Consider the following 22,910-nt stretch of genomic DNA (forward strand, 5'->3'; position numbering starts at 1 on the left):
GGTTCATGAACCGCCGTACGTTTCTCACGACCGCTACCGCGGGAGTTGCCTTGAGCACCGCTGTCGCCCGCCCCGCAGCAGCGTCGACGCTCGACCGCCGCCACGTCCGCTCGCTCGACGAACTGCGCAGAGCCCTCGGTACGGCGGGACCGGGCACGGTCATCACCGTCGCCGACGGCATCTACGCCGTACCGGCCGGACAGCCGATCGCGATCACCGGCCTGCGGGGCCGCCCCAACCGGCCGATCGTCATCCGGGCCGAGTCGACCGGTGGGGTGGTGCTGACGGGTTCGGAGAGTTTCGTGTTCACCGGCTCGTCGGACATCACGTTGCAGGGCTTCGCGTTCCGGCAGAGTACGACGTTCGACCTGCCGCCGGACTGCCGCCGGATCCGGCTCACCCGCAACGACTTCCAGCTGGCCGACATCGCCGGCGTGCACTGGGTGATGATCCGGGCCGACCACACGACGCTCGACCACAACGCCTTCCACGGGAAGACCACCCTCGGGATCTACCTCGGCATCGAAGGCGCCGGGACCGACCAGATGGCGCAGGGTGTGCATGTCTACCGCAATCATTTCAGCGACCACAGCTTTCCTGGTGACAACGGCGGTGAGCCGATTCGGCTGGGGCTTAGTCCGCGCGCGCTCTCGACGGCGGGGGCGCTGATCGAGTCCAACCTGTTCGAGCGGGCGAACGGCGACCCGGAGGCGATCTCGGTCAAGTCGTCGGGCAACCTGATCCGGCACAACACGATCCGGTCCTCACTCGGCGGCATCGTGCTGCGGCACGGGAACGCCAACCGGGTCGAGGGCAACTACCTCCTGTCCGGCAAGAACGGCATCCGGATCTACGGCAACGACCACCAGATCGTGAACAACTACCTGTCCGACATCGCAGGTACGGGCGTGGTGCTCGGCAGCGGTAGCGTCCGCGACCACTTCCCGGGTGAGCCGCCGACCTCGCGGACCGGCAACGACGCGCCGGACGGCGTCCAGATCGCGCTGAACACGATCCTCGACTGTGACAACGCGGTAGCCGGCGAGAGCAAGCGGACCCTCCCACCGCTCGGATGCACGATCACCGACAATCTCTTGATGGGTGATCGAGGGCAACTGATGAACATGCCGTTCCAGGACGGCGTCACGTGGTCGGGCAACCTGCACTGGGGCGCGGCGACCGACGGGAACGCGCCCGCGGGTGGATTCCGCCGGGCCGATCCGCGACTGGTCGCCGGTCCGGACGGGATCCGCCGGCTCGCGGCGGGCAGTCCGGCGATCAACGCCGCCACGCGCAGCTACCCCGATATCGACACCGACCTCGACGGCGACCGTCGTACCGGCCGGGCGGATGTCGGCGCCGACGAGTACTCGCGGCGGCCCTACTGCCGCCGCCCGCTCACCCCGGGCGACGTGGGACCGCACGCGTCATGAGTACGACGCCGGACGTGACGACCGCGGCCGTGCCGAGCCTGCGCGAGCAGGAGCTGATCCGGACCCACCTGGATCGGCTCCGGCTCGACCTGGTGGTCGCGGCCCGGATCACCAAGGTGCATCGGGGCTGGTCGCGGGCGTTGCTGCCGGATCCGTTCTCGCGGCTCTACCTGATCCTCGAGGGGGAGGGCCGGCTCGTGGTGGGGGACCAGGAGCTGTTTCCTCAGGCGGGGGAGCTGGTGTACATGCCGGCCGACGTACCGGTGTCCTACGAGACGGTCAGCGACAACGTGTTCCGCAAGCACTGGCTGCACTTCTCGGCGCTGATCGGTGAGCGCGATATCGGTGAGGTGCTGACCTTGCCGAACATCGTGCCGAGCAAGTCGCCGGATGAGGCGGCTCTGCTTTTCGAGCAGGTCGGCGCGGCAGACCGGGATCCGCCTGGGCTTGCGTCGCCGTTGCGGATCCGGTCGGCGCTGACGGCGTTGTTCGCGCACTTCCTCGACAGTGCGCCGGCTGGTTCGGTCCGGCTGGCGCAGCAGACGACGAGCGAGACCAGCGTCGTGCAGTACATCCAGCAGAACCTCGACAACCCCCTGACCGTCGAAGTGCTGGCCGCGCACTTCGGTCAGGACCTGGCGACCTTCGTCCGGCGGTTCCGGACCGAGTTCGGTCTGTCGCCGAAGCAGTACATCAAGCGCACCCGGATCGAATGGGCCCAGCGCGAGCTCACTACCACGAACCGCCCGATGGAGGAGATCGCCGCCGCCGTCGGGATGGACCAGTCCTACTTCTCCAAGGTCTTCCGTCAAGTCAGCTCGGTCACTCCGAGCGAGTACCGAAAGCTGTACCGCCCACGCAGTTGAGGAGACACCGATGAAACGTCGTACCTTCCTGGCCGGCGCTGTCGGCGCAATCGGCGCCACCGCCGTCGCCGTCAGAGCCGCGGACGCCCGCGAATCCGCCCTGGTGACATCACTGTCCGCCTTGCAGTCGGCCATCAACTCCGCCACCGCCGGGACCACGATCACGCTGGCGAACGGCTCGTACGCCGTCGGGTCCGGCGGCATCACGATCAGCGGCCGCAACGGGACGACCAGTGCACCGATCACCATCCAGGCCGAGACGCGCGGTGGCGTGACGCTCACCGGGCCGAAGAGCTTCGTGTTCTCGAACTCGTCGAACATCACCATCAGCGGGTTCATCTTCCAGCAGACCGCGACCCTCGATCTGCCGGTCGGCTCGAACCGGATCCGGCTGACCCGCAACGAGTTCGCGCTCGGGTCGGCGGCCGGCCACTCGGTCGTCGTACGGGGTGATGACGTGAAGATCGACCGGAACCTGTTCCGGGACAAGACGACCGTCGGCGTTTACCTGGTGATCGACGGTCCGAGCGGCGACGATGTCATTGCCCAGCGCACCTATATTCTCCGCAATCACTTCCGCGACCACAGCTTCAGCGGCGAGAACGGCGGCGAACCGATCCGGCTCGGGGTCAGTAGCCGCGCGCTCGCCGACGCCGACGCGACCGTCGAGTACAACCTGTTCGAGCGGGTGAACGGCGACCCCGAAGCGATCTCGGTCAAGTCGTCCGGGAACACCATCCGGTACAACACGGTCCGGAACAGTCTCGGCGGCATCGTGCTGCGGCACGGAAACAACAACCGGGTCGAGAGCAACTACATCCTCGGCGGCAACAACGGCATCCGGATCTACGGCAACGACCACCTGATCGTGAACAACTACGTCGACGGCGTCCACGGTGCCGACGGCTCCGACAGTGCGGGCATCGTCCTCGGCTCCGGCAGCGAACGCGACCACACCCCCGGCGAGTCCGATACCGCTCGCAAGGGCAACGACGCCCCCGACCGCGTCGTCATCGTCCTCAACACCCTGCGCAACAACGGCTCCGGCATCGCAGGCGAAAGCCAGCGCACCGTCCAGCCCCAAACCTGCCAGATTCGCGACAACCTCCTGGTCGGCACCAGCGGCAACCTCACCGACCTGCCCTACCAGTCCGGCGTCACCTTCTCCGGCAACATCCTCTGGGGCTCAGCGTCGAACGGCACCATCCCGTCCTCCGGCTTCACCCGCGCCGACCCCAAACTCACCGCCGGCTCCGACGGCGTCTACCGCCTAGGCAGCGGCAGCGCCGCCATCAACGCGACCACCACCAACCACGCCACTCGCGTCACCGACGACCTAGACGGCCACGCGCGGAGTGCGCCGTACGACGTCGGTGCCGACGAGTACTCAACTCTTACACCTGTACGCCGTCCGTTAACCGCCGCCGATGTAGGTCCCAACGCTGCTTAGCGTTTCGCTGGTCTGCGGCCGGGATCGTCCGGCGTTGGTTGCCCGCCGCTGCGGCCGATTTACAGTGGTGGGTGGCCGGGCCGGGTGCCTGGCTGAGGGGGATGGTTCGGTCGGCGACCACGGTTGCCGTTGCCTGAGCTTCCGGGTTGTGGCTGGGGTGCGAGATCTGCGCTGAGTGGAAACTTCTGGTCGCGATTTGCACAAAATGTTCCACCCAGCGAGCGGGGACGACCGGCGTCGGGCCTGTTCCGCGCTATCGGTGAGTTTTCGGGCCCATGCGCCGAAAAGTCACCCATAGCGAGGCGGCGGACCGCAACGCGGGGCCGGTCGCGTTAATTGGTGAGTTTTAGGGACTCGGTGACGAAAATCCACCACTTAGCGAGGATTCCCGGGCGCGGCAGCGCCCCCAGCAGCCCCCCGGACTTGCCATCTGGTGGGTTACCCCATCAGATGCGGAGGGGGCGAGGGCCCGAGTGGGAGCGTTCGCCACGATGGGTCACTTTCTAGGCCTCGTTGTTACCGGCCGCAACCGAAGCCCGGAAGCTCAGGCAACGGAAACGCGGTCGCCGACGGAACCATCCCCCTCAGCCCCGCGCCGGACGCCAGCCACCCGCCACTGCAAATCGGCCGCAGCGGCGAGCAACCACAGCCGTACGAAACCGGCCGCAGACGAGCGCAGCCCCGCCGTACGAAACCGGCCGCATCGCAGTGCCGGCCCGCCGTACAGGCCCGCCGCAGACGAGCGCCGGACCGCCGTACGGGCCGCCGCAGACGAGCGCGGCGTCAGACCAACGTGGGCTGAGCATTCCCGGCTTCGGTGATTCCTCGGCGCATGTCGACGCGGGACAACAGAACGAGGCCCACCAGGAAGAACAGCCCGAGAGCCACGATGGCGGGGCGGTAGGAGCCGGTGATCTGGTGGACCAGGCCGAAGACGAGGGTGCCTAGCCAGGAGGTGCCGCGTTCGCCGGCTTGGTAGAGGGAGAAGTACTCGGCCTCGCGGCCCTTGGGGATGAGCTGGCTGAAGGCGGAGCGGGACAGCGCTTGGGTGCCGCCGAGGACGATGCCGATCGCGGCGCCCATCACGAGGAACGGGAGGATCTGGCCGGCCGGGAGCAGGAAGCCGGCGATCACGATCAGCATCCAGACGACCAGGCCGCCCATGATCGTGCGCTGGGTGCCGAAGCGGCGGGCGAACCGGCCGAAGGCGAGTGCGCCGAAGAAGGCGATGAACTGGACCAGCAGGATGGTCATGATCAGGACCTGGGTCTCGAAGCCGAGCTGCTTCTCGCCGTACGTCGAGGAGACCGAGATGACGGTCTGGATGCCGTCGTTGAAGAACAGGTACGCGACCAGGAACAGCAACGTCACCGGATAGGTGCGGATGTGAGTGAGGGTGGCGGCCAGCTGACCGAAGCTCTGCCGGAGGATGTTGCTGCCACGGACCGGTACGACGTTCGCCGGCGGCCGGTTGCGTAGCCGCACGAACGGGATGAAGGTGAACGCGCCCCACCACAATCCGGCACTGAGCAGACTGAGTCGTACGGCGGTGCCCTGACTGAGGCCGAGTGCGTCGTGCGCGGTGACGACGCCGAGGTTGATCGCGAGCAGGATGAAGCCGCCGAGATACCCGAACGCCCAGGCACGCGACGAGACGTCGTCGCGATCATCGGGCGGAGCGATGTCGATCAGGATCGAGTCGTACACGACCAGCGACGACCCGAGACACAGGTTGCCGATGAACAACAGCAACGCCCCGAGCTCCCATCGGCCACCGCCGACGAACACCATGCAGCACGCGGCCAGTGCACCTGCCCACGCGAAGCCGCACATCAGCAGCTTCTTACGTTCGAGCCGGTCCGCGATCGCCCCGACCACCGGCAGGAACAGCGCCGAGAAGAGCGTCGCGACGGTGACGACGTAGAAGGCGAGCGAGCCGGGGGAGATCCCCAGCCCGAGGACATCCAGGTTCGTGTGACACGGCTTGTCCGTCGTACCGACGTACCCGCACGCTGCGGTCTCGGCGACCGAAGTCAGGTACGGCGCGAACAGCACCGTCCCGACCGTGGTGACGTACCCGGAGTTGGCCCAGTCGTAGAGGCTGAAGCCCCAGTACTCCCGCTTGTCGACTCCAGCGGGGGCGGAGAGAAGTCCCATGCGCAGAGTGTCGCAGCTTCAGGGGACTAAAGGGCGCCTTGTCAGCTAGGTGACTTCAGCTAGCTGACTGGGCCGCGTCCGCGTCCGCCGCCGCCAGTCCAGCCCGGAGTGCTGCCTGCGCTCCGGGCTCCCACGGGCCGGACGCCGCCAGCGGGATGTCGGCCATGAACCGGCGCTCGGACTCGGGAATCTTGGCGACGACGAGAGCCGGGTTCTCGATCGCGGCCTGGTAGAGGGCCAACCCATCGGCGTAGAAGAGGTCAGCGACGACCAGATGCCCGTCGGCGGCCCGCATCACGTTGGACGGGTTCGTGTCCAACGGTCCACACCAGGGCAGCTCCTTCCGGGCTCGTTGATGGATGCGGTTGATCACCTCGGCCAGCCCGGCCACCTCCGGCGCACGCTCGGCGATCGCCCGATGGAACGCGGCCGCCTGCCCCGGCGAGACGGCACTCAACCACTCCATCACCTGCAGATCTCCACCGCCGGTCAGTCGCCGGTGCGCGAACAGGCGCGGGACCTGACGCGTGTGAGCAGCCTCGCGATACAGAGTTGCCGTGTACGGCCCGACCGGATCGAACGGGCTGATCCGTACGACGGTCGATCCGTCGGGCGACCGGAGGGCGAAGGCCCAGTCACCGGCCCCGCAGCGAGTCCACCCGACGTCCAGGAACGCCCGCTCGGCCTGGCGATGATCGGCCTCGGGCCCCAGGAGTGCGTTCACCTCGGCTGGCGTCATAACGCCCGAGCCTAGCCAGCGGAGGGTGCCCTCCGCCGCAGATTTAGCGTGCCGCGGCAACTATGTCCACTGTCCTCGCTCGATCAGCACCTCGCGGAGCAGATCGGTGCGGTCGGTGATCAGCCCGTCGACGCCGGCGTCGAGGAGGCGGCGCATGTCGGCCGGGTCGTCGACAGTCCAGACGTGGACCAGTTTGCCGGCCGATTGGGCGCGGTCGATCAGTCCGGGGGTGAGGACGCGGAGCGCCTTGTACTTCTCGGGAATCTGGAGGCAGGCGCCCTTGGACGGGAGGGCGATCGGGAGGAACCGCAGCAGCGCGGTCTCCAGGTCGCCGTACCCGGTGCACAGGCGTGGGCCCAGGAGCTTGCGGATGCGGCGAACCCGGGACTGCGAGAACGACGAGACACAGATCCGGTCGATCGCGTTCGCGGCGCGCAGGACGTTGGCGGCCGGCTCCAGGCCCTTCTCGGCCTTGATATCGAGGTTGAAGCGGATGCCGGGGAAGTGTTCGAGCAGCTCGTCGAGCCGGGGGATCGGCTCGTGGCCGTTGATCCGCGCCTTGCTGACATCCGACCAGGGCAGATCGGCGATCACGCCGGTGCGGTCGGTGACGCGGTCGAGGACGTCGTCGTGGAACGCGATCACGACGCCGTCGCTGGTCGCGTGCAGGTCGGTCTCCAGGTAGCGGTAGCCGAGGCCGACCGCGTGCTCGAAGGCGTGCAGCGAGTTCTCGTAGCCGATCAGGTCCGGGTGCTTGGCGCCGCCGCGGTGCGCCATCGCGATCGGACCGTCGTGGTCGAGGTAGGGGTACACGTCAGGAATTATGTACCGTTTGGCTGGTGACGGTACTCAGCCCCCGCCCAGACCTGTGGACCCTCGACCCGGCCGTGGTGCATCTCAACCACGGCTCGTGGGGAGCCGTTCCCCGCCGTACCCAAGAAGTCCTGGCCGCTCTCCGGGCCGAGGCCGAGGCCAACCCGATGGTGTGGTTCCGCTCCGTGCCCGAGCGCCTGACCGCTGCCCGGCTCGAGCTCGCGGCCTTCCTGCAGGCCGACCCCGACGGCTTCGCCCTCGTGCCCAACGCCAGCGCAGGCGTCACCGCCGCCTTCGCGAGCGTGCCGATTCGGAGCGGCAGCCGCATCGTCACGACCAACCACGTGTACGGCGCTTCTCGGTACGCCGCTGAGCGGGTCGCACGGATTCACGGCGCCGAACTGTTCGTGGTCGACGTACCGATGCAGGCCGACGACGACACGGTGGTCGCGCTGATCGAACCCGCGCTCGACAACGCGTCCGTGCTGCTCGTCGACCACGTCAGCGCCGCGACCGGCACGATCCTGCCGATCGCCCGGTTGGTCGAGCTGGCCCACGCGCACGACGTACCGGTGATCGTGGACGGCGCGCACGCACCGGCGCTGATCGACGCACCGACCGGGGACGGCGCCGACTTCTGGACCGGCAACTTCCACAAGTGGCCGGCTGCTCCGCGCGCGACCGCCGCGCTGGTCGTCGCCGAGAAGTGGCGCGAGGCGGCCCTCCCGCTCATCACGTCTTGGTCCGAGTACGACGAGCGCCTGCCGGAGCGGTTCGACATGCAAGGCACCCAGGACTACGCGGCATGGATCGCGGCGCCCGAGTCGCTGCGCGTGCTCGCCGATCTGCAGTGGTCGGTACGGCGGCCGCAGATCACCGCGATGCTTGAAGAGGGCGCCCGCCTCGTTGCCAAAGCCCTCGGTACGTCGGTCGGTGAAGTGGCCAACCCCGCCCCGACCCTGCGCCTGGTGGAGCTGCCGATGGTGGTCGCCGAGGCCGAGCCGTTCAAGGCACACGTGTCCAACGAGCTTCAGGTCGAGATAACCCTCACCGGTTTCGAGGGGCGCTCGTACATCCGGCTCTCGGCCCACGCCTACAACACCCCGGAGTGCTATCGGAAACTGTCGGAGGGGCTTCCTAGAGTCCTCACATGAACGAGATCGAGGCCTCCTACAACACCGTTGCGACCGACTACCACGCCCTCCTGAAAGACCTGGTGGGCAAGGGTGTAGCCGAGCGCATGATGCTCATGTACTTCGGCGAGACGGTCCCACCCGGCCCGATCGCCGACCTCGGCTGCGGCACCGGCCGCGTCACCTCACACCTGGCCGCAGCGGGCCTCGACGTGTTCGGCATCGACCTCAGCCCCGGCATGATCGACGTCGCTCGTGAGAACTACCCGGACCTGCGCTTCGAGGTCGGCTCGGTCTTCAACCTCGAGCTCAAAGACGGCGAGCTAGCCGGCGCCCTGCTCTGGTACTCGCTCGTCCACACACCACGCGAGCAACTCCCCGCCGCCTTCGCCGAGGCCCACCGCGTCCTCCAACCCGGCGGTCACCTCATCTACGGCTACAAGGCGGGCGCCGGAACGTACCACCTGAGCGCGGCGTACGGTCACGATCTCGACCTCGATGTGTACCTGCAGGACCCGGCCGACGTGGCGTCCCTCCTCGCTGATGCTGGGTTCGAGGAGGTCGCCACGCTCACGCATGCCCCCGAGTGGGGCGAGAAGCAACCGCAGGCCTACGCCCTGGTTCGCAAACCGCTCAGCCTTTGACGGCTCCCGACGTCATGCCGGCGACGATCTGGCGGTTGAAGAAGAGGAACATGATCAGCGGTGGAATCGTGATCAGCAGGATGTTCATGAACAGCAGGTTGTACTGCGTCGAGTACTGACTGGAGAAGTTGTAGAGCGTGAGCTGGACGGTCGCGTTCTTGTCGCCCGGCAGGAAGTAGAGCGGGTTCACGAAGTCGTTGAAGACCGCCACCGACTGCACCACCACGACCGTCACGACGACCGATCTCAGCAGCGGGAAGATCACCCCGAAGAACAGCCGCAGTGGTCCGGCACCGTCGATGATCGCCGCCTCGTCGAGCTCGCGCGGAATCGTCGACACAAAGGCGCGGAACAACAAGATGCAGAACGACAACCCGTAGGCGATCTCGATCAGCATCAATCCCGGCATGGTCCGGAACAGCCCGAACTTCTGCAGCACCCAGATCGTCGGTACGACGGCCGGCGGGATGATCAGCCCGGCCAGCACCAGGAAGTTGATGAATCCGTTCCACCGGCTCTTGCGCCGCTGCAGCACGAAGCCGGCCATCGCCGCGAGCACCACCATCCCGCCCACGCTGACGACCGTCAGGATGGTCGAGTTGATGAACGCGATCACCAGCATGTAGTCGCGGGCCTCGACCACCTCGATGAAGTTCTGCACGAACCGGAACTGGTGCGGCCACGAGAAGTCCAGCAGCGCGGACTGCTGCCGATCCTTGACCGCGGTCAGGATGATGAACGCGAACGGCACCAGGAACACCACCACCGACGCGACGATCGCGACCGCGCTCAACGCGAGCTTGCGTCCCGGCCGATGGTTGACCAATTCCGCCGTACTCACAGGTCCACCTCCTGCCGGTTCAGGAACCACGACAGCGGTACGACGATCGCCGTCACCACCACGAACAGGACGACGTTCCCCGCGGTCGACAGACCGTAGAAGCCGGCCTGGTACTGCTTGTAGATGACCGACGCGATCACGTCCGAGGTGAAGCCCGGTCCGCCCCGCGTCATCGCCCAGATCAGATCGAACGACCGCAGCCCGCCGATCAGCGACAAGATGATCACCGTCACGGTCGCCGGCCGGGACAGCGGCAACACAATCCGCCGGAACGTCTCCCACGAACTCGCCCCGTCGACCCGAGCCGCCTCCATGTACTCACGCGGAATCGACACGATCCCGGCGATGTAGATCAGTGTGGCCAGGCCGACGCCCTTCCAGACGTCGACCGCGGCCACCGACAGCAACGCCCACTTCGGATCGGTGAGCCAGCCCGGTCCGTCGATCCCGATCACGCTCAACGCGCCGTTGATGAGTCCGCGTTCCGGGTTCATCAAGACCGTGAAGGTCAGCCCGACACCGATCGTCGACACCAGCACCGGGAAGAACACGACCGACCGAAGGTAGCCGCGGGCAACGATCTGCGAGGTGAGCAGGACCGCGAGCAGCAACCCGAGGACCACCTTCGACCCGGACGTGACGACTGCGTAGATCAGTGTGTTGGTGAAGCCCTTGAGCAGCGCCGGCTCCTGGAAGAACAGCTTGAAGTTGCCGAACCCGATGAACTTGGACTCGAACAGCGTCCACCGGGTCAGACTGAAGTAGAGCGAGGCGAACGTCGGGACCAGGAACAGCACGCCGTAGATCAGGGCCGTCGGCAGGTAGAACCAGTTCGAGTACGGGCGGTACACCCTCACCATCCCGCTAGCCCCAACTGCTGCGCTTGCTTCTTCACGTCCTCGTCGTACCGGGCGGCTCCGTCCTTCGCCTTACGGATGCCGGAACCGACCTCGACGGTGATCTGCTCGAGCGACGGACCCTTGACCGGCGACAGGAACTCCAGCGCGAGGCTGGATCCGCCGGGCTTGTCGAGGTACGGCTGCATGTCCTTGATCGCCTGCGGTACGTCGGCCGGCAGCGTGCACCCCTTGACGGCGTACGGGCCGGTCGGGGCCGCAGCCTTCGACAACGAGGCGCACCCTTCGGGGCTGGCCAGGAACGCGAGGAACTTCTTCGCCGCGTCGAGCTTGTCGCCGGTCGTGGTCTTCGGGATGTAGTTACCGCCCGGCGTCCACAGCGTCAGGCCGTTCTTGCTCGCGTCGTCACCAGGCAACGCGAAGAAGCCGACGTTCTTGGCCGCCTCCGGGTAGGTCGAAACCATGTTCGCGACCGTACCGGTCAGGTTCGGGTAGTGCGCACCCTTGCCCTGGGCAAGCATTCGCAGGCCGTCCGGCAGCTTGGCGGAGGCGAAGTCATTGTTCTCGTAGCCCGCGTCGTGGACGGCCTCGGTGTGCTCGAACCCCTTCAGCGCAGCCGCCGAGGTGGCGTACTTCGCCTGGTTCTTGGTGTAGCGATCCGCGAAGTCGGGCTCGGCCGCGGCCACGTTGTGGAAGTCGCCGAGGACGAACAGCTGCGAGGTCCAGGTCTCGCCGTAGGTCTGGATCACCGGTGCGACCCCACCGGCCGCCTTGATCTTGGCGTTGTTGGCCATGAACTCGGCCCACGTCGTCGGGATCTTCAGCCCGAGCTTGGTGTAGACCGGGATGCTGTAGAGCACCCCGCCGCCCATGAAGCCGCCACCCGGTACGCCGTACACCTGGCCGTCGGCGGTGACGGTCTTGGTGAAGTTCTCGTCGAGGTCCTTGATGTACGGCTGGTCGCTGAGCGAGACCAGGTTCTTCTGCGGCGCGATCGCCTGGAACAACGAACCGGTGTTGTAGCCGAACACGTCCGGCATGTCGCCGGTCGCCAGCCGGGTCTTGACCAGGTTGTCGCCTTCGGTGCCGGCCGGCCGGGTCTCGGTCTTGATCGTGATCCCGGAGTTCTTCGCGGTGAAGTCCTTGACCAGCTGATCGGCGGTCTTGATGTCCTGGTCCTGGTTGCCGATCAGGTAGGTGATCGTGACCGATCCTCCTCCGCCCGTGTCGTCGCTGGAACCGAGACTGCCCGCGCTGCACGCGGTCAGGGCGAGAGAGCTGAGCGCAAGTACGACGGCTCCTCGCATGCCTGGGCGGAACGTCATCATGACCTCCTAGGGGATAAGTGCGTGATCAGTGGTTGAGGAGGGCTTCGAGAGCGGAGCGCAGCGCGCCGGCGTCGCCGGCCACCTCCTTCAGACGGGTCGCAGGCTGATCGAGGTACGGCGCCAGCCGAGCGGCGAGCGCGGCGTCATCGGTCGCGAAACCGCTCTCCAGCGCTCCCGCGACGACAGCGTCCCAGCTCGGCTCGTGGTCGATGAGCTGCCGCACGGTCGCCGCCGAGGCAAGCGTCGGCGGCTCGACATCAGGTGCCGTCCACTCGTGCGTTCCGTGGCCGACCTCCACCGGACCATCAGACCCCGGTACGACGACCTGTGCGCGGGCGCCGACGGGAACGGTCACGGAGAGCGCAATCTCACCGTTGCTGCGCGACCACGCGACCGCGGCCTCGCCGTACGGGGTGAGGTGTTTCGCCGAGGCGCTGGTGAGCTGCGACGAGATCAGCGGGTCGACGACGAGAGAGCGGTATCCCGGTTCTCCCGGAGCGAGTCCGGCGACGCGGCGGTGCATCCAGTCGGCGACGGCGCCGAGCGCGTAGTGGTTGAACGACGTCATCTCACCGGGGTTGATGCTGCCGTCGGGAAGCATGCTGTCGTAGCGCTCCCAGACCGTGGTCGCGCCCATCGTCACGGCGTACAGCCACGACGGGCAGTGCGTCTGCAGCAGCAGGCGATAGGCGATGTCGGTGTACCCGGCATCGGTCAGCGCGTCCGCGATCAGCGGCGTACCGACGAATCCGGTGCTGATCCGGAAGCCCGCCGAGCGGACCAGGTCCGCCAGACGCGCGCCGGCTCGCACCCGCTGGTCGTCCTCAGGCAGCAGCGCCCACTGCAATGCGAGCGCATACGCCGTCGGTGCGTCGCTGAGCACTCTGCCGCCGTCGGTGACGTACTCGGCAGCGAACGCCTTCCGGACCTGAGCAGCCAGATCGCGATAGTCGGTGGCGAGATCGCGCTCTCCGACGATCTCGGCAGCCTGCGCGACCACCTCGGCCGAGCGCGCCAGGTGCGCGGTGGCGATCACATCCGGGTTGGCCTGGGCCTTGGCCGCGTTCTCCGGGGGAGCGGTCGGGTCGAGCCAGTCTCCGAACTGGAACCCACCGGCCCACAACAGGTCGTCCCCGGCCAGCGCGGCCATCTTGTCCACCCAGGCGCGCATACTCGGCAACTGGCGCCTGAGCAGCCCGGCATCACCGGTCCGGTGGTAGACAACCCACGGAACGATCGTTGCCGCGTCACCCCAAGCGGCCGTGGCCGGCTCGGCGTTCCGCAGGACGTCGGGAATCACGAACGGGACCGAGCCGTCCTTGTGCTGCTCGGCGGCCAGGTCGGACAGCCAGTTGCCGAGGAACCCGGCGGTGTCGAACAGGAAGCTCGCGGTGGGGGAGAAGACCTGGATGTCACCGGTCCATCCGAGCCGCTCGTCGCGCTGCGGGCAGTCGGTCGGCACGTCGACGAAGTTGCCGCGCATGCCCCAGACGACGTTCTCGTGGAACTTGTTCAGCAGCTCATGCGACGAGTGGAACCACCCGGTACGGCGCAGATCGCTGCCGACGACGACCGCGGTCAGGTCTTCGAGACGCAGATCCGGTACGCCGGTCACCTCGGCGTACCGGAAGCCGTGGAAGGTGAGCGGTGAGTCGAGCAGGACCTCGTCGGGACCGGCCAGGACGTAGGAGTCAGTGGCTTTCGCGGTCCGGAGTGGGCGGACGCCAAGTTCGCCGTTCTCGAGAACCTCAGCGTGGCGGATGACGACCTCGTCGCCGGCCGCGCCACCGCGCACGGTGAGCTGGACCCGGCCGACGAGGTTCTGGCCGAAGTCGATCAGGGTCTTGCCGCTGGGAGAAGTAGAGAGCGCTCTCGCCGGGAGTTGCTCGGTGATCCGCACCGGCGGACCATCCGGTGCGACAAGCAGACCGAGGTCGGCGTCGATCACGTCAACGGGGCCGGAAGTGCCGGGCGCACGACGGAGGTCAGTGCGTTGCCCGTCGTACAGGTCGTCGGCCAAGATCGCGCTCTCTCGCGTGATCCAGGTGCCGTCGGTGCCGAAGGTGTGAAGCCGGCCGTCGCCGGTGGTGACCTCGAGCTGAGCCAGTACGGCGAGGCGGTCGCCGTAGACCGCTTTCTGGTCGCGGAAACCGAGGCGTCCGCGGTACCAGCCGTTGCCGAGCAGGAACTCGAGCTCGTTGTTGCCCGCCTGGACGAGATCAGTCACGTCGTAGGTCTGGTAGCGCAGCCGCTGCTGGTAGACCGTCCAGCCAGGGGCGAGTTCCTCGTCGCCGACCCGACTCCCATTCAGCTCGGGGATATAGAGACCGTGGGCGGTTGCGTAGAGCCGAGCCTTGGTGATGTCGCCCGGCAGATCGAGGGCGGCGCTCAGCAGGGGAGCGGGGGCGCCGTGCGGATTGTCGCGCGGGCTGATGAAACGGGCAGTCCAGTCGTCCGTGCTCAGCAGACCGGCCTCGACAACCGCCGGCTCGCTCCACTCACTCCAGTCGCCGTCACCACGAACGCGGACCCGAACCGACGCCTGCTCACGCGAGGCCAGTGGCTCACCAGGCCACGGGACCAGCACTTGCTCGGCGGACTCCACGGTGTACGACTGCGTCGCCGTACCGGTGATCTCCACCTCGTACGAGGTTTGGGCATATGAGGCGGGTGCGGAAATGACCTGCCAGGACAGACGGGGTGTGGCGGTACCGAGGCCGATGACGGGCCCGGAGTCGGTGCGATGTTCGAAGCGGATGCTGCTCGGTGCGGCGAGATTCGGCATGGGGCTCCAACCGTTGCGAATGAAACGATTCAGGGCCAGCTTGCGTCGGGTGTCCGTTAAGAAATAGTCCGGAGTGCACGAGTCCTAGCACGAAATGCACCTCAGCCATATCGTGAGGCATGGTCGACGAGCCGGTCCGCACACAGGGCACCACGCTGCACTTCATGGAGGGCGCGATTGTGCACGCGGGCACGCACGTTCACGAGGACGGGCACCCGCTCCACACGCACAGCTTTTTCGAGATCGCGCTGGTCGTCGGCGGCGAGGGCGTGCACCACAGCCAGGCCGGTCGGCAATCGCTGGTGGCCGGCGACGCGATCCTGCTGCGGCCGGGCGTGTGGCACGAGTATGAGCAGTGCCGGTCCCTCGAGGTCTACAACTGCTGCTTCTCGGCGGACCTGATCCGGCGCGAACTGGCCTGGACCCGTGAAGATCCGCTGCTCGGTTACCTGCTGTGGACGGGACCGTTCTCCGCGCAGCGCCGCGGAGTGCTGAGCACACATCTGGACGGCGACACGTTCGCGGACGCGATTCAGCATCTCGACGGTCTTCGCGCACTGCGCGATCATCCGATCGGCCGCCATCGTGGCGATCTGATCGGCTGGCTGTCGCTGTACCTGAGCTGTCTGGCCCGGAACGTGGCCGAGCGTGAAGACCTGCACGGGCACACGCACCCCGCCGTACTGGATGCGATGCGGTTGCTGGAGGCCGACCCGGCGCGGCCCTGGACCCTGACCGATCTGGCGCAGGCGCTGCACCTGGCACCGGGGTATCTGGTCCGGCTGTTCAAGTCCGCGACCGGCCTTCCGCCGATGGCCTATCTGTCCCGGCATCGCGTCGAGTTGGCGGCCGTGCAACTGCTGCACACGGACCTGCCGGTGAGCCGGATCGGCGAGTCGGTGGGCTGGCCGGATCAGAACTACTTCGCCCGCCGGTTCAAGTCGCATTTCGGGCTCAGTGCCAGCGTCTACCGGCAACGTTTCAATACGCCGAAGTTCACGCCTTCCGGGCGTTGATCAGCAACTCCAGTCCGTCGAGGATGCGCTGGAGACCGAACTCGAGGCCCTGATTGTCCTGGCCTGCCGACTGCGTTGCCGCAGCCAGGCTGGGGAATCGGTCGGCGTGCGTTGTGAGGATCGCGGCGAAGTCACTGAGGAACGCCTCCTCGGTCAGGCCCTGCCGGCCAGGAACCGTGGTGGTCTGCAAGGTCAGCGTCCGCACGTGGCCGACCAGTACGACGATAGCGTCGAGCTGCTCGCTGCCGTCGAGACCGGTGTCGCTCAGGGCGCGCACGCCACGATCCATCCAGGTCAGCTCGTTCGGCCCGACCGGGCGGCGGCCGATGGTGGACAGCAGCAGCCACGGGTGCCGGCGGAAACCCGCGTAGAGGTCCATCGACCACGCGTACAGCGCCTCACGCCAGGGGAGCGATGGGCGCTCCGGTGGTACGCCCATCGCGAGATCGCTCATCACCGCGACCAACTCGGCCTTGCCGGGGACATAGCGGTAGAGCGCCATCTTGGTGACCGGCAGTTCGTCGGCGACCCGCTGCATCGAGACCGCGTCGAGCCCTTCGGCGTCGGCGATCCGGATCGCGGCCTCGGCGATCCCGGCCAGCGTCACGGCCGGCTTCGGGCCGCGGCTCGGTGGTTGCGCTGAGCCCCACAGCAACTCGGTCATCCAGAGAACCCACTTCCCTTGTCGGTCGATCTGTGTCTACCATACACATTATTGTGTCCACCGGACACAGTTAACTGTGAGGAGCGGAGCGATGAAGATTCTGGTGTCGGGGGCAAGCGTGGCGGGGCCGTCGGTGGCGCTGTGGCTGGGCCGCACGGGCCACGAGGTGACGGTGGTGGAGATCGCGCCGGAACTACGGCAGGGCGGGTACGCCGTGGACTTCCGGGGTGAGGTGTTCCTGACCGTGTTGGAGCGGATGGGTGTACTCGCGGATCTGAAGGCGCGGCAGACCGGCGGCAACGCGTGGCAGTTCGTCAACGCGGCGGGCAAGCACGTGATGCGGCTGCCGGCGGAGTTCGCTGGTGGTGAGCTGGAGGTACTGCGCTCGGACCTGTCGCAGGTGCTGCACGACCACGGACGCGGCGCGGCGTCGTACCGGTTTGGTGACTCGATCGCGAGCCTGCAGGAGACGGCGACCGGTGTGGACGTGACCTTCGAGAGCGGTCTCGCGGAGACGTACGACCTGGTGATCGGTGCCGATGGCATGCATTCGGTGGTACGGCGGCTCGCGTGGCCGGCCGAGCAAGTGACCGAGCGGCATCTGGATTACTACGTGGCCGGCTGGGAGGTGCCGAACACGCTCGGCGCCTTGGAGGAGACGCTGCTCTACAACGTGCCCGGGAAGCTGGCGTGCGTCGGCGCCGACCAGCGAAATACGGAGTTGGCGCAGGCCATGGTTGTCTTCAAATCGCCCGTGCTGAGCTACAACCGGCGCAACCTCGACGAGCAGAAGGCGATCATCCTCGACCAGTTCACCGGCGTCGGCTGGCGGGTGCCCGAGCTGCTCGAAGCGTTGCCGTCGGCAACGGAGTTGTACTTCGACTCGATCAGCCGCGTGTACGTCGATCGCTGGTCCACCGGCCGGATCGTGCTGCTCGGAGACGCCGGGTACGGCGCGACCTTCGGAGCGCTCGGTACCGGGTCGGCCGTCGTCGGGGCCTACGTGCTGGCGGGGGAGCTGGGTCGAGCCGGCACCGACTACCGAACCGCCTTCGAACGCTACGAAACGGTGATGCGCAAGGCAGTCTCGACAACACAGGACGGCAGCCAGGCCGGCCGGTTCCTGGCGCCGCCGACCAAGTTCGCGCTCGCCGCGCGCAACCTCACCCTCGGCAACCGGCTCGGGTTGAACTTGATGCTCAAGCTGGCGCAGAAGATGAGCACCCTGGTCGACCTGCCGGACTACTCAGTGCAGGAGGGGCAGCTTGTACAGGAATGACTCCCAGGAGTCGGGCAGCCAGCCGGGGACGCCGAGCACGGCCATGTAGAGCCAGATCGCGATCAGCACGCAGCAGAACAGCGCGATCGTGCCGAGCGTCTTCAGCCAGGCGGGCTGCTTGCCGGTCCAGGCAGTAAGCTGTTTGACCCAGTCCTTGACCTTGTAGAGCAGGCGCTGGGCCCACTCGAACTCGCTGGCCAGGACGGCGAGGCCCGCGATGAACAGCGGGATACCGCCGGGGCCCGGCAGCCAGCCGGTCAGTGGCGCCGCGACGATCAGCAGACCGCCGACCACGCCCACCACGATGCGATAGATCAGGTGCTTCTTCGGGTTCGCCCGAATCCGGCGCCGCCACTCCCACCGGTCGTCGTCAGCGTCCAAGGTGATGTTGTGATCAGTGCGGTCGGGACTGTCGTGCTCGGCCACGCCACCACCCTACGTGCTGACGCGGCCGAATCCCCGGAGGTGCAGTTGATAAATCAGGCGAGCTGGCGAATCAGGAGCGGTTGGCGCGGCCGAACTCCCAGTGCCACGGCTCCTCGCGGCTGCCGCCCTGCTCGGCCCAGTCCGGGTGCACCCACCCGAATGAGGGGGCGTGCGACTTCATCCAGCTGTACTGCGCGGTGTTGTACTTGTCGATGCCACCGCACAGGTCGACCGCGACACCCCAGCCGTGGTTCGACGTACCGGGGAGAGCGGCCAGGGACGGCTTGCGCGCATACAGGCTGACCTGCGACTGGTAGGAGCGGTAGGAGTCGGTGATGCACAGCGACTTGCCGAAGGCCTTCTTGAAGGAGCCGGCGAGCTGCAGGTAGGCCGCGGCGGCGTCGCAGCGCAGCATGTGACCGTTGCCGATCGCACACAGTTTGCTGGACGGGATCATGCCGTTGCTGTAACCGCCCCAGCCGGTGGTCGCGGACCCGGTGGCCAGGAACGGCATCGGGTTGACCGGGTCGCCGCCGATCCGGACCTCGAAGTGCAGGTGGGGGCCGGTCGAGTTGCCTTCGGTACCGACGGCACCGATCCGCTGGCCCGCCACGACCTCTTGGCCGTCGGTCACGTTGACCTGGCTCAGGTGCGCGTACAGGGTCTCGAAGCCGTTGCCGTGGTCGATCCGGACCAGGTTGCCGGCCCAGCTCGGGTGCTCGACCCGGACGGTTCCCGACGTGACCGCGCGGACCGGCGTACCGATAGGGGCCACGAAGTCCTGGCCGGTGTGGTAGCCGGTCGACCACATCGAGCCGGCCTGACCGAACGGCGTACCGATCTCGTAGGTGCCGTCGGCCAGCGGCCACGTCCAGGCGCCGGTGCCGACGTTGACCGACGTACCGGTGTTGCCGCAGCGGAAGTTGGCCGCGTTGGAGCCCGCCGTCGGCGCGACCTGCGCCTTGGTGGGGGCGCCGAGGGTCGGCCGGAGCGCGGCCCAGAGGTTCTCCGGGACGGGCGTGACGACGACCGAGCCCTTCGACTCATCGGACGCGATCATCTCTTCGTTGTCGAGCGCGATGCCGATGTGGACCAGGCCGAGCGAGCGGCTGCCCATCAGCATGATGTCGCCGGGCTGGATCTGGTCCGGCGGGATCTGCTGGTAGCCGGGGTAGACCTTGCTGATCGTGTTCGGAAGCTTCGCGTACGGCGCCCACGCGGCGCGGGTGGCACCGAGGCAGCCGTACTGATCCGGGCCGGTGGCGTCGATGGCGTAGGCGCGGCCGACCAGGTTGAACGCCTGGTTCACCGCGCGGATCGTCTCTGACGACAGCACCCGAAGGGTCTTGCCGGCGACCGTGACCGAGGCTGCGCCGGGAACCGGTTGGCCACCGGCGACCAGCGGGCTCAGACCGGCCGGGAGGGCCGCGGGGTTCTTGATCGCGGCGGCGGGAGGCAGCGTCACCTTGGCTGCGGTCAGCTCGGTGAGGTAGGCCTGCCAGCGCAGGAGCGCCTGCTGGTTGCGGGCGAGCTGGAGCTGCCTGGACAGCTCGGATGCGCCGTCAAGCTCCGGAAGCTGGTCGATCGCGCGCGAGGCGGCGTCGGCGGCCTTCTGCTTCACGTCGTTGCCGAGCTGCTGGGCGCGCTCGGCCGCTGCCTTCGCCGCGCCGCGCTTGCTGGCCGCCTCCGCCTTGGCCTGATCGGCAATGGCTCCGGCGTTCATGGCCTTGTTGTACTGCGCGGTCTGCGTGGTGCCGAGCTGCTGGATCGCGGTCTGCCGGTCGGCGATCTCCTGCAGGTTCTCCGCGACCGGGGCCAGCGACCAGAGGATCGACTCCGCGCCCAGCTGCGTCGGCACGCCCATCTGGTACGCCTGGGCCGTGATGACGCCGAGCTTGCGGCGCTCCTCGTCGGCCCGGCCGGTGGAGGTGTTCGCGGACGTCTCTGCCTTCTTGGCGGCGGCCTCGGCCTCGTCGGCGGCCTTGAGCGCGTTCGTGTAGGCGATGGTCGCCTTGGCGAAGTCGGCCTGCAGCACGGCGGCCTCGGCCTGGAGCTGCTCCAGGGAGCGCTTGACGTCCGTGACGGAGGCGGGAGGCGGTGGTGTGGGCGTACCGGCGTACGCGGGCAGTGCCATCACTGCCAGCAGTGTGCCGAGCGCCGCGAACCGCAGCCCCCGACGGTTCCCCAGAACCATCAGGCTCCCCATGGTCGTCGTGCCTCACGTGCGCAGGACGGACGGAAGCCCCCGCGCGTGCCCAGCGTAGGCCGGGAACGCTCCTGACGGAAGAAAGCTGCCCGATAGTCACGTGACTGGCGTCACCCACTAAAGTCTGGAGTATGGCCTCGCACTTTGACGTTGTTGTCCTCGGCGCAGGTCCGGGTGGGTATGTCGCGGCGATCCGCGCGGCTCAGCTCGGGCTCAAAACCGCCATCATCGAGAAGAAGTACTGGGGCGGTGTCTGCCTGAACGTGGGCTGTATCCCGTCCAAGGCGCTGCTGCGGAACGCGGAGCTCGCGCACATCTTCCGGACGGAGGCGAAGGCCTTCGGTATCAGCGGTGAGGTCAGCTTCGACTTCCCGACCGCCGTCCAGCGCAGCCGCAAGGTCGCCGACGGCCGGGTCAAGGGCGTCCACTTCCTGATGAAGAAGAACAGCATCACCGAGTTCGACGGGTGGGGCGCCTTCACCGACGCCAACACGCTCGACGTGACCCTGAACGACGGCTCGTCGGAGACCGTCACCTTCGGCAGCTGCATCATCGCCACCGGCGCCACCACGAAGCTGCTGCCGGGCACCCAGCTGTCCGAGCGCGTGGTCACCTACGAGGAGCAGATCCTCACCGAGGAGCTGCCCGGCTCGATCGTCATCGCCGGTGCCGGCGCGATCGGTGTCGAGTTCGCCTACGTGCTCGCCAACTACGGCGTGAAGGTCACCATCGTCGAGTTCCTCGACCGGATGGTCCCGCTGGAGGACCCTGAGGTCTCCAAGGAGCTCGCCCGCGCCTACAAGAAGCTCGGTGTCGACGTCCTCACCGGCACCCGGGTCGACTCGATCGACGACTCCGGTTCCTCGGTCAAGGTGACGGTGACCGGCAAGGACGGCGCGTCCAAGGTGATCGAGGCCGACAAGGTCATGCAGGCGATCGGCTTCCAGCCGCGCGTCGACGGCTACGGCCTGGACAAGACCGGCGTCCAGCTCACCGAGCGCGGCGCGATCGCGATCGACGGCCTCTGCAAGACCAACGTGCCGAACATCTTCGCCATCGGTGACGTCACCGCGAAGCTGATGCTCGCCCACGCCGCCGAGGCGATGGGCGTGATCGCCGCCGAGACGATCGCCGGCCACGAGACCATGGAGCTCGACTACGCCATGATCCCGCGGGCGACCTTCTGCCAGCCGCAGATCGCCAGCTTCGGCTACACCGAGGAAGAGGCCAAGAAGCTCGGCCACGACGTGAAGGTCGCGAAGTTCCCCTTCACCGCCAACGGCAAGGCCCACGGCCTCAACGACCCGAACGGCTTCGTGAAGGTCATCAGCGACGCCAAGTACGGCGAGCTGCTCGGCGCGCACCTGATCGGCCCCGAGGTCACCGAGCTGCTGCCCGAGCTCACCCTCGCCCAGAAGTGGGACCTCACCACCAAGGAACTGGCCCGCAACGTGCACGCCCACCCGACCCTGTCCGAGGCCCTGCAGGAAGCGTTCCACGGCCTCGAAGGCCACATGATCAACTTCTGACAACCAGTCACCGGGGGTAGTCCTCAAACGGCGGCAAACCAGGGCTCTCGCCCCACCGTTTGCCGCCGTTTTCGCTGCGCTGTGGACTCGACGTGTATTCCCCAGCCAGCCGGAACGCCGCCCGCTCGGTGTCGAGGTAGCGCGATGGAATGGCTCGTGCCACGTCGTCCGTGGCGCCGATGGCACGGGTCGCTGAAGTCAACAGGTACGTGACGGACCCGTACCCCGCAGATGAAGTTTCCTGAACCGCAACCACAGCCCGTCAGCCCCACGCAACGGTGAGGGCTGGTCGCGGCCTCACCATCCCCTCAGCCACCGCCTCGCCCAGCCACCCCGTCTTTAATCGGCCGCAGACATGCTCAGCCACAGCGAGACATAGCCGGCCGAGTCGCCTACCTGGCTCACAGGGGACTCGACCGCCTCCGGCGGTCGACTGAAACCTTCGGGCGCACCAGGTAGATGGCTGAGGGGGATGGTGCGGTCGGCGACCAGGTGGGCGTTGCCTGAGCTTCCGGGCTGTGGCTGAGGTACATGACGTTCAGGCTTGCGCTATGGGTGAGATTTTCGGGTCCAGGTGACGAAAAACTCACCCACTAACGCACCCGGCTGCCACCCGTCCGCTCTGATGACTGGCCGCGTGGGGGTGTGAACCCCCTGTGGTGGGCGTGAACAAGCTATGACCTGTCCACACTCACCATTTCTTGTTCAAGCCCCCGGTGGTTGGCGCGGCTCGGCCACCTGGCG

18 protein-coding genes are annotated in these 22,910 nt (G+C 67.4%); 8 read left to right on the forward strand and 10 right to left on the reverse strand.

Translation table 11 applies throughout. From position 1 onward, the window contains the following. The first annotated feature begins 5 nt into the window (after positions 1-5). Genes ACFVWG_RS36320 through ACFVWG_RS36330 form a run of 3 tightly spaced genes read left to right on the forward strand, consistent with a single transcriptional unit; the run spans position 6 to position 3,749 of the window. Positions 6-1,433, forward strand: a complete 1,428-nt coding sequence (locus ACFVWG_RS36320; protein WP_391548017.1) for a polysaccharide lyase 6 family protein — start codon at positions 6-8, stop codon at positions 1,431-1,433. Next, on the forward strand, positions 1,430-2,299 hold the full coding sequence (locus ACFVWG_RS36325) for an AraC family transcriptional regulator (RefSeq protein WP_391548018.1): 870 nt from the start codon (positions 1,430-1,432) through the stop codon (positions 2,297-2,299). Before ACFVWG_RS36320 ends, ACFVWG_RS36325 begins: the two co-directional genes overlap by 4 nt. A gap of 10 nt (positions 2,300-2,309) precedes the next feature. Further along, entirely contained in the window at positions 2,310-3,749 is a 1,440-nt protein-coding gene (locus ACFVWG_RS36330) for a polysaccharide lyase 6 family protein (protein WP_391548019.1), read from the forward strand. A 783-nt stretch (positions 3,750-4,532) separates the two neighbouring features. Here the strand turns inward: ACFVWG_RS36330 and ACFVWG_RS36335 are convergent. The 3 genes from ACFVWG_RS36335 to ACFVWG_RS36345 are packed head-to-tail and all read right to left on the reverse strand — an operon-like array spanning position 4,533 to position 7,458. Continuing rightward, positions 4,533-5,906 carry an MFS transporter gene (locus ACFVWG_RS36335; RefSeq protein WP_391548020.1) on the reverse strand — a complete coding sequence of 458 codons (1,374 nt, stop codon included), beginning with the start codon at positions 5,904-5,906 and terminating at the stop codon, positions 4,533-4,535. 55 nt (positions 5,907-5,961) lie between these two features. Next, positions 5,962-6,645 (reverse strand): hypothetical protein, encoded by a 684-nt coding sequence (locus ACFVWG_RS36340; RefSeq protein ID WP_391548021.1) that lies wholly within the window; start codon positions 6,643-6,645, stop codon positions 5,962-5,964. Positions 6,646-6,705: 60 nt separating this feature from the next. Continuing rightward, positions 6,706-7,458 carry a glycerophosphodiester phosphodiesterase gene (locus ACFVWG_RS36345; protein ID WP_391548022.1) on the reverse strand — a complete coding sequence of 251 codons (753 nt, stop codon included), beginning with the start codon at positions 7,456-7,458 and terminating at the stop codon, positions 6,706-6,708. A 26-nt stretch (positions 7,459-7,484) separates the two neighbouring features. Here ACFVWG_RS36345 and ACFVWG_RS36350 point away from each other — a divergent pair, with 26 nt between their 5' ends. After that, a complete protein-coding gene (locus ACFVWG_RS36350) occupies positions 7,485-8,612 on the forward strand; it encodes an aminotransferase class V-fold PLP-dependent enzyme (protein WP_391548023.1) in 1,128 nt (375 codons plus the stop codon). After that, positions 8,609-9,235 (forward strand): class I SAM-dependent methyltransferase, encoded by a 627-nt coding sequence (locus tag ACFVWG_RS36355; RefSeq protein WP_391548024.1) that lies wholly within the window; start codon positions 8,609-8,611, stop codon positions 9,233-9,235. Before ACFVWG_RS36350 ends, ACFVWG_RS36355 begins: the two co-directional genes overlap by 4 nt. Here the strand turns inward: ACFVWG_RS36355 and ACFVWG_RS36360 are convergent. The 4 genes from ACFVWG_RS36360 to ACFVWG_RS36375 are packed head-to-tail and all read right to left on the reverse strand — an operon-like array spanning position 9,225 to position 15,046. Then, positions 9,225-10,076 (reverse strand): carbohydrate ABC transporter permease, encoded by an 852-nt coding sequence (locus ACFVWG_RS36360; RefSeq protein ID WP_391548025.1) that lies wholly within the window; start codon positions 10,074-10,076, stop codon positions 9,225-9,227. The two genes, ACFVWG_RS36355 and ACFVWG_RS36360, sit on opposite strands and share 11 nt — an antisense overlap. Then, complete coding sequence (locus ACFVWG_RS36365; protein ID WP_391548026.1) at positions 10,073-10,936, reverse strand: carbohydrate ABC transporter permease; 864 nt, start codon at positions 10,934-10,936, stop codon at positions 10,073-10,075. The genes ACFVWG_RS36360 and ACFVWG_RS36365 overlap by 4 nt, the downstream gene beginning before the upstream one ends. Beyond that, positions 10,930-12,258 (reverse strand): ABC transporter substrate-binding protein, encoded by a 1,329-nt coding sequence (locus ACFVWG_RS36370; protein ID WP_391548027.1) that lies wholly within the window; start codon positions 12,256-12,258, stop codon positions 10,930-10,932. Before ACFVWG_RS36370 ends, ACFVWG_RS36365 begins: the two co-directional genes overlap by 7 nt. A gap of 28 nt (positions 12,259-12,286) precedes the next feature. Beyond that, positions 12,287-15,046, reverse strand: coding sequence for a family 78 glycoside hydrolase catalytic domain (locus ACFVWG_RS36375; protein ID WP_391548028.1), 2,760 nt, complete (start codon positions 15,044-15,046; stop codon positions 12,287-12,289). A gap of 119 nt (positions 15,047-15,165) precedes the next feature. Here ACFVWG_RS36375 and ACFVWG_RS36380 point away from each other — a divergent pair, with 119 nt between their 5' ends. Next, a complete protein-coding gene (locus ACFVWG_RS36380; RefSeq protein ID WP_391548029.1) occupies positions 15,166-16,062 on the forward strand; it encodes a helix-turn-helix domain-containing protein in 897 nt (298 codons plus the stop codon). On the opposite strand, the gene ACFVWG_RS36385 is transcribed toward ACFVWG_RS36380, so the two are convergent. After that, the gene (locus ACFVWG_RS36385; protein ID WP_391548030.1) at positions 16,043-16,726 is read right to left on the reverse strand and encodes a TetR/AcrR family transcriptional regulator; all 684 of its coding nucleotides are present in this window, start codon (positions 16,724-16,726) and stop codon (positions 16,043-16,045) included. The two genes, ACFVWG_RS36380 and ACFVWG_RS36385, sit on opposite strands and share 20 nt — an antisense overlap. Before the next feature lie 91 nt (positions 16,727-16,817). On the opposite strand from ACFVWG_RS36385, the gene ACFVWG_RS36390 reads away from it, so the two are divergent. Continuing rightward, complete coding sequence (locus ACFVWG_RS36390) at positions 16,818-18,005, forward strand: FAD-dependent monooxygenase (protein ID WP_391548031.1); 1,188 nt, start codon at positions 16,818-16,820, stop codon at positions 18,003-18,005. Here the strand turns inward: ACFVWG_RS36390 and ACFVWG_RS36395 are convergent. Both ACFVWG_RS36395 and ACFVWG_RS36400 read right to left on the reverse strand, forming a co-directional pair. Continuing rightward, positions 17,973-18,431 carry a PGPGW domain-containing protein gene (locus tag ACFVWG_RS36395; protein WP_391548032.1) on the reverse strand — a complete coding sequence of 153 codons (459 nt, stop codon included), beginning with the start codon at positions 18,429-18,431 and terminating at the stop codon, positions 17,973-17,975. The genes ACFVWG_RS36390 and ACFVWG_RS36395 overlap by 33 nt on opposite strands. Positions 18,432-18,501: 70 nt before the next feature. Beyond that, entirely contained in the window at positions 18,502-20,625 is a 2,124-nt protein-coding gene (locus ACFVWG_RS36400) for a peptidoglycan DD-metalloendopeptidase family protein (RefSeq protein ID WP_391548033.1), read from the reverse strand. A gap of 143 nt (positions 20,626-20,768) precedes the next feature. Between ACFVWG_RS36400 and lpdA the strand changes: the two genes are divergently transcribed. After that, positions 20,769-22,166 carry a dihydrolipoyl dehydrogenase gene (gene lpdA / locus ACFVWG_RS36405; RefSeq protein ID WP_391548034.1) on the forward strand — a complete coding sequence of 466 codons (1,398 nt, stop codon included), beginning with the start codon at positions 20,769-20,771 and terminating at the stop codon, positions 22,164-22,166. Positions 22,167-22,910 lie beyond the last annotated feature (744 nt).

Source organism: Kribbella sp. NPDC058245 (assembly GCF_042882005.1).
Lineage (GTDB): Bacteria > Actinomycetota > Actinomycetes > Propionibacteriales > Kribbellaceae > Kribbella.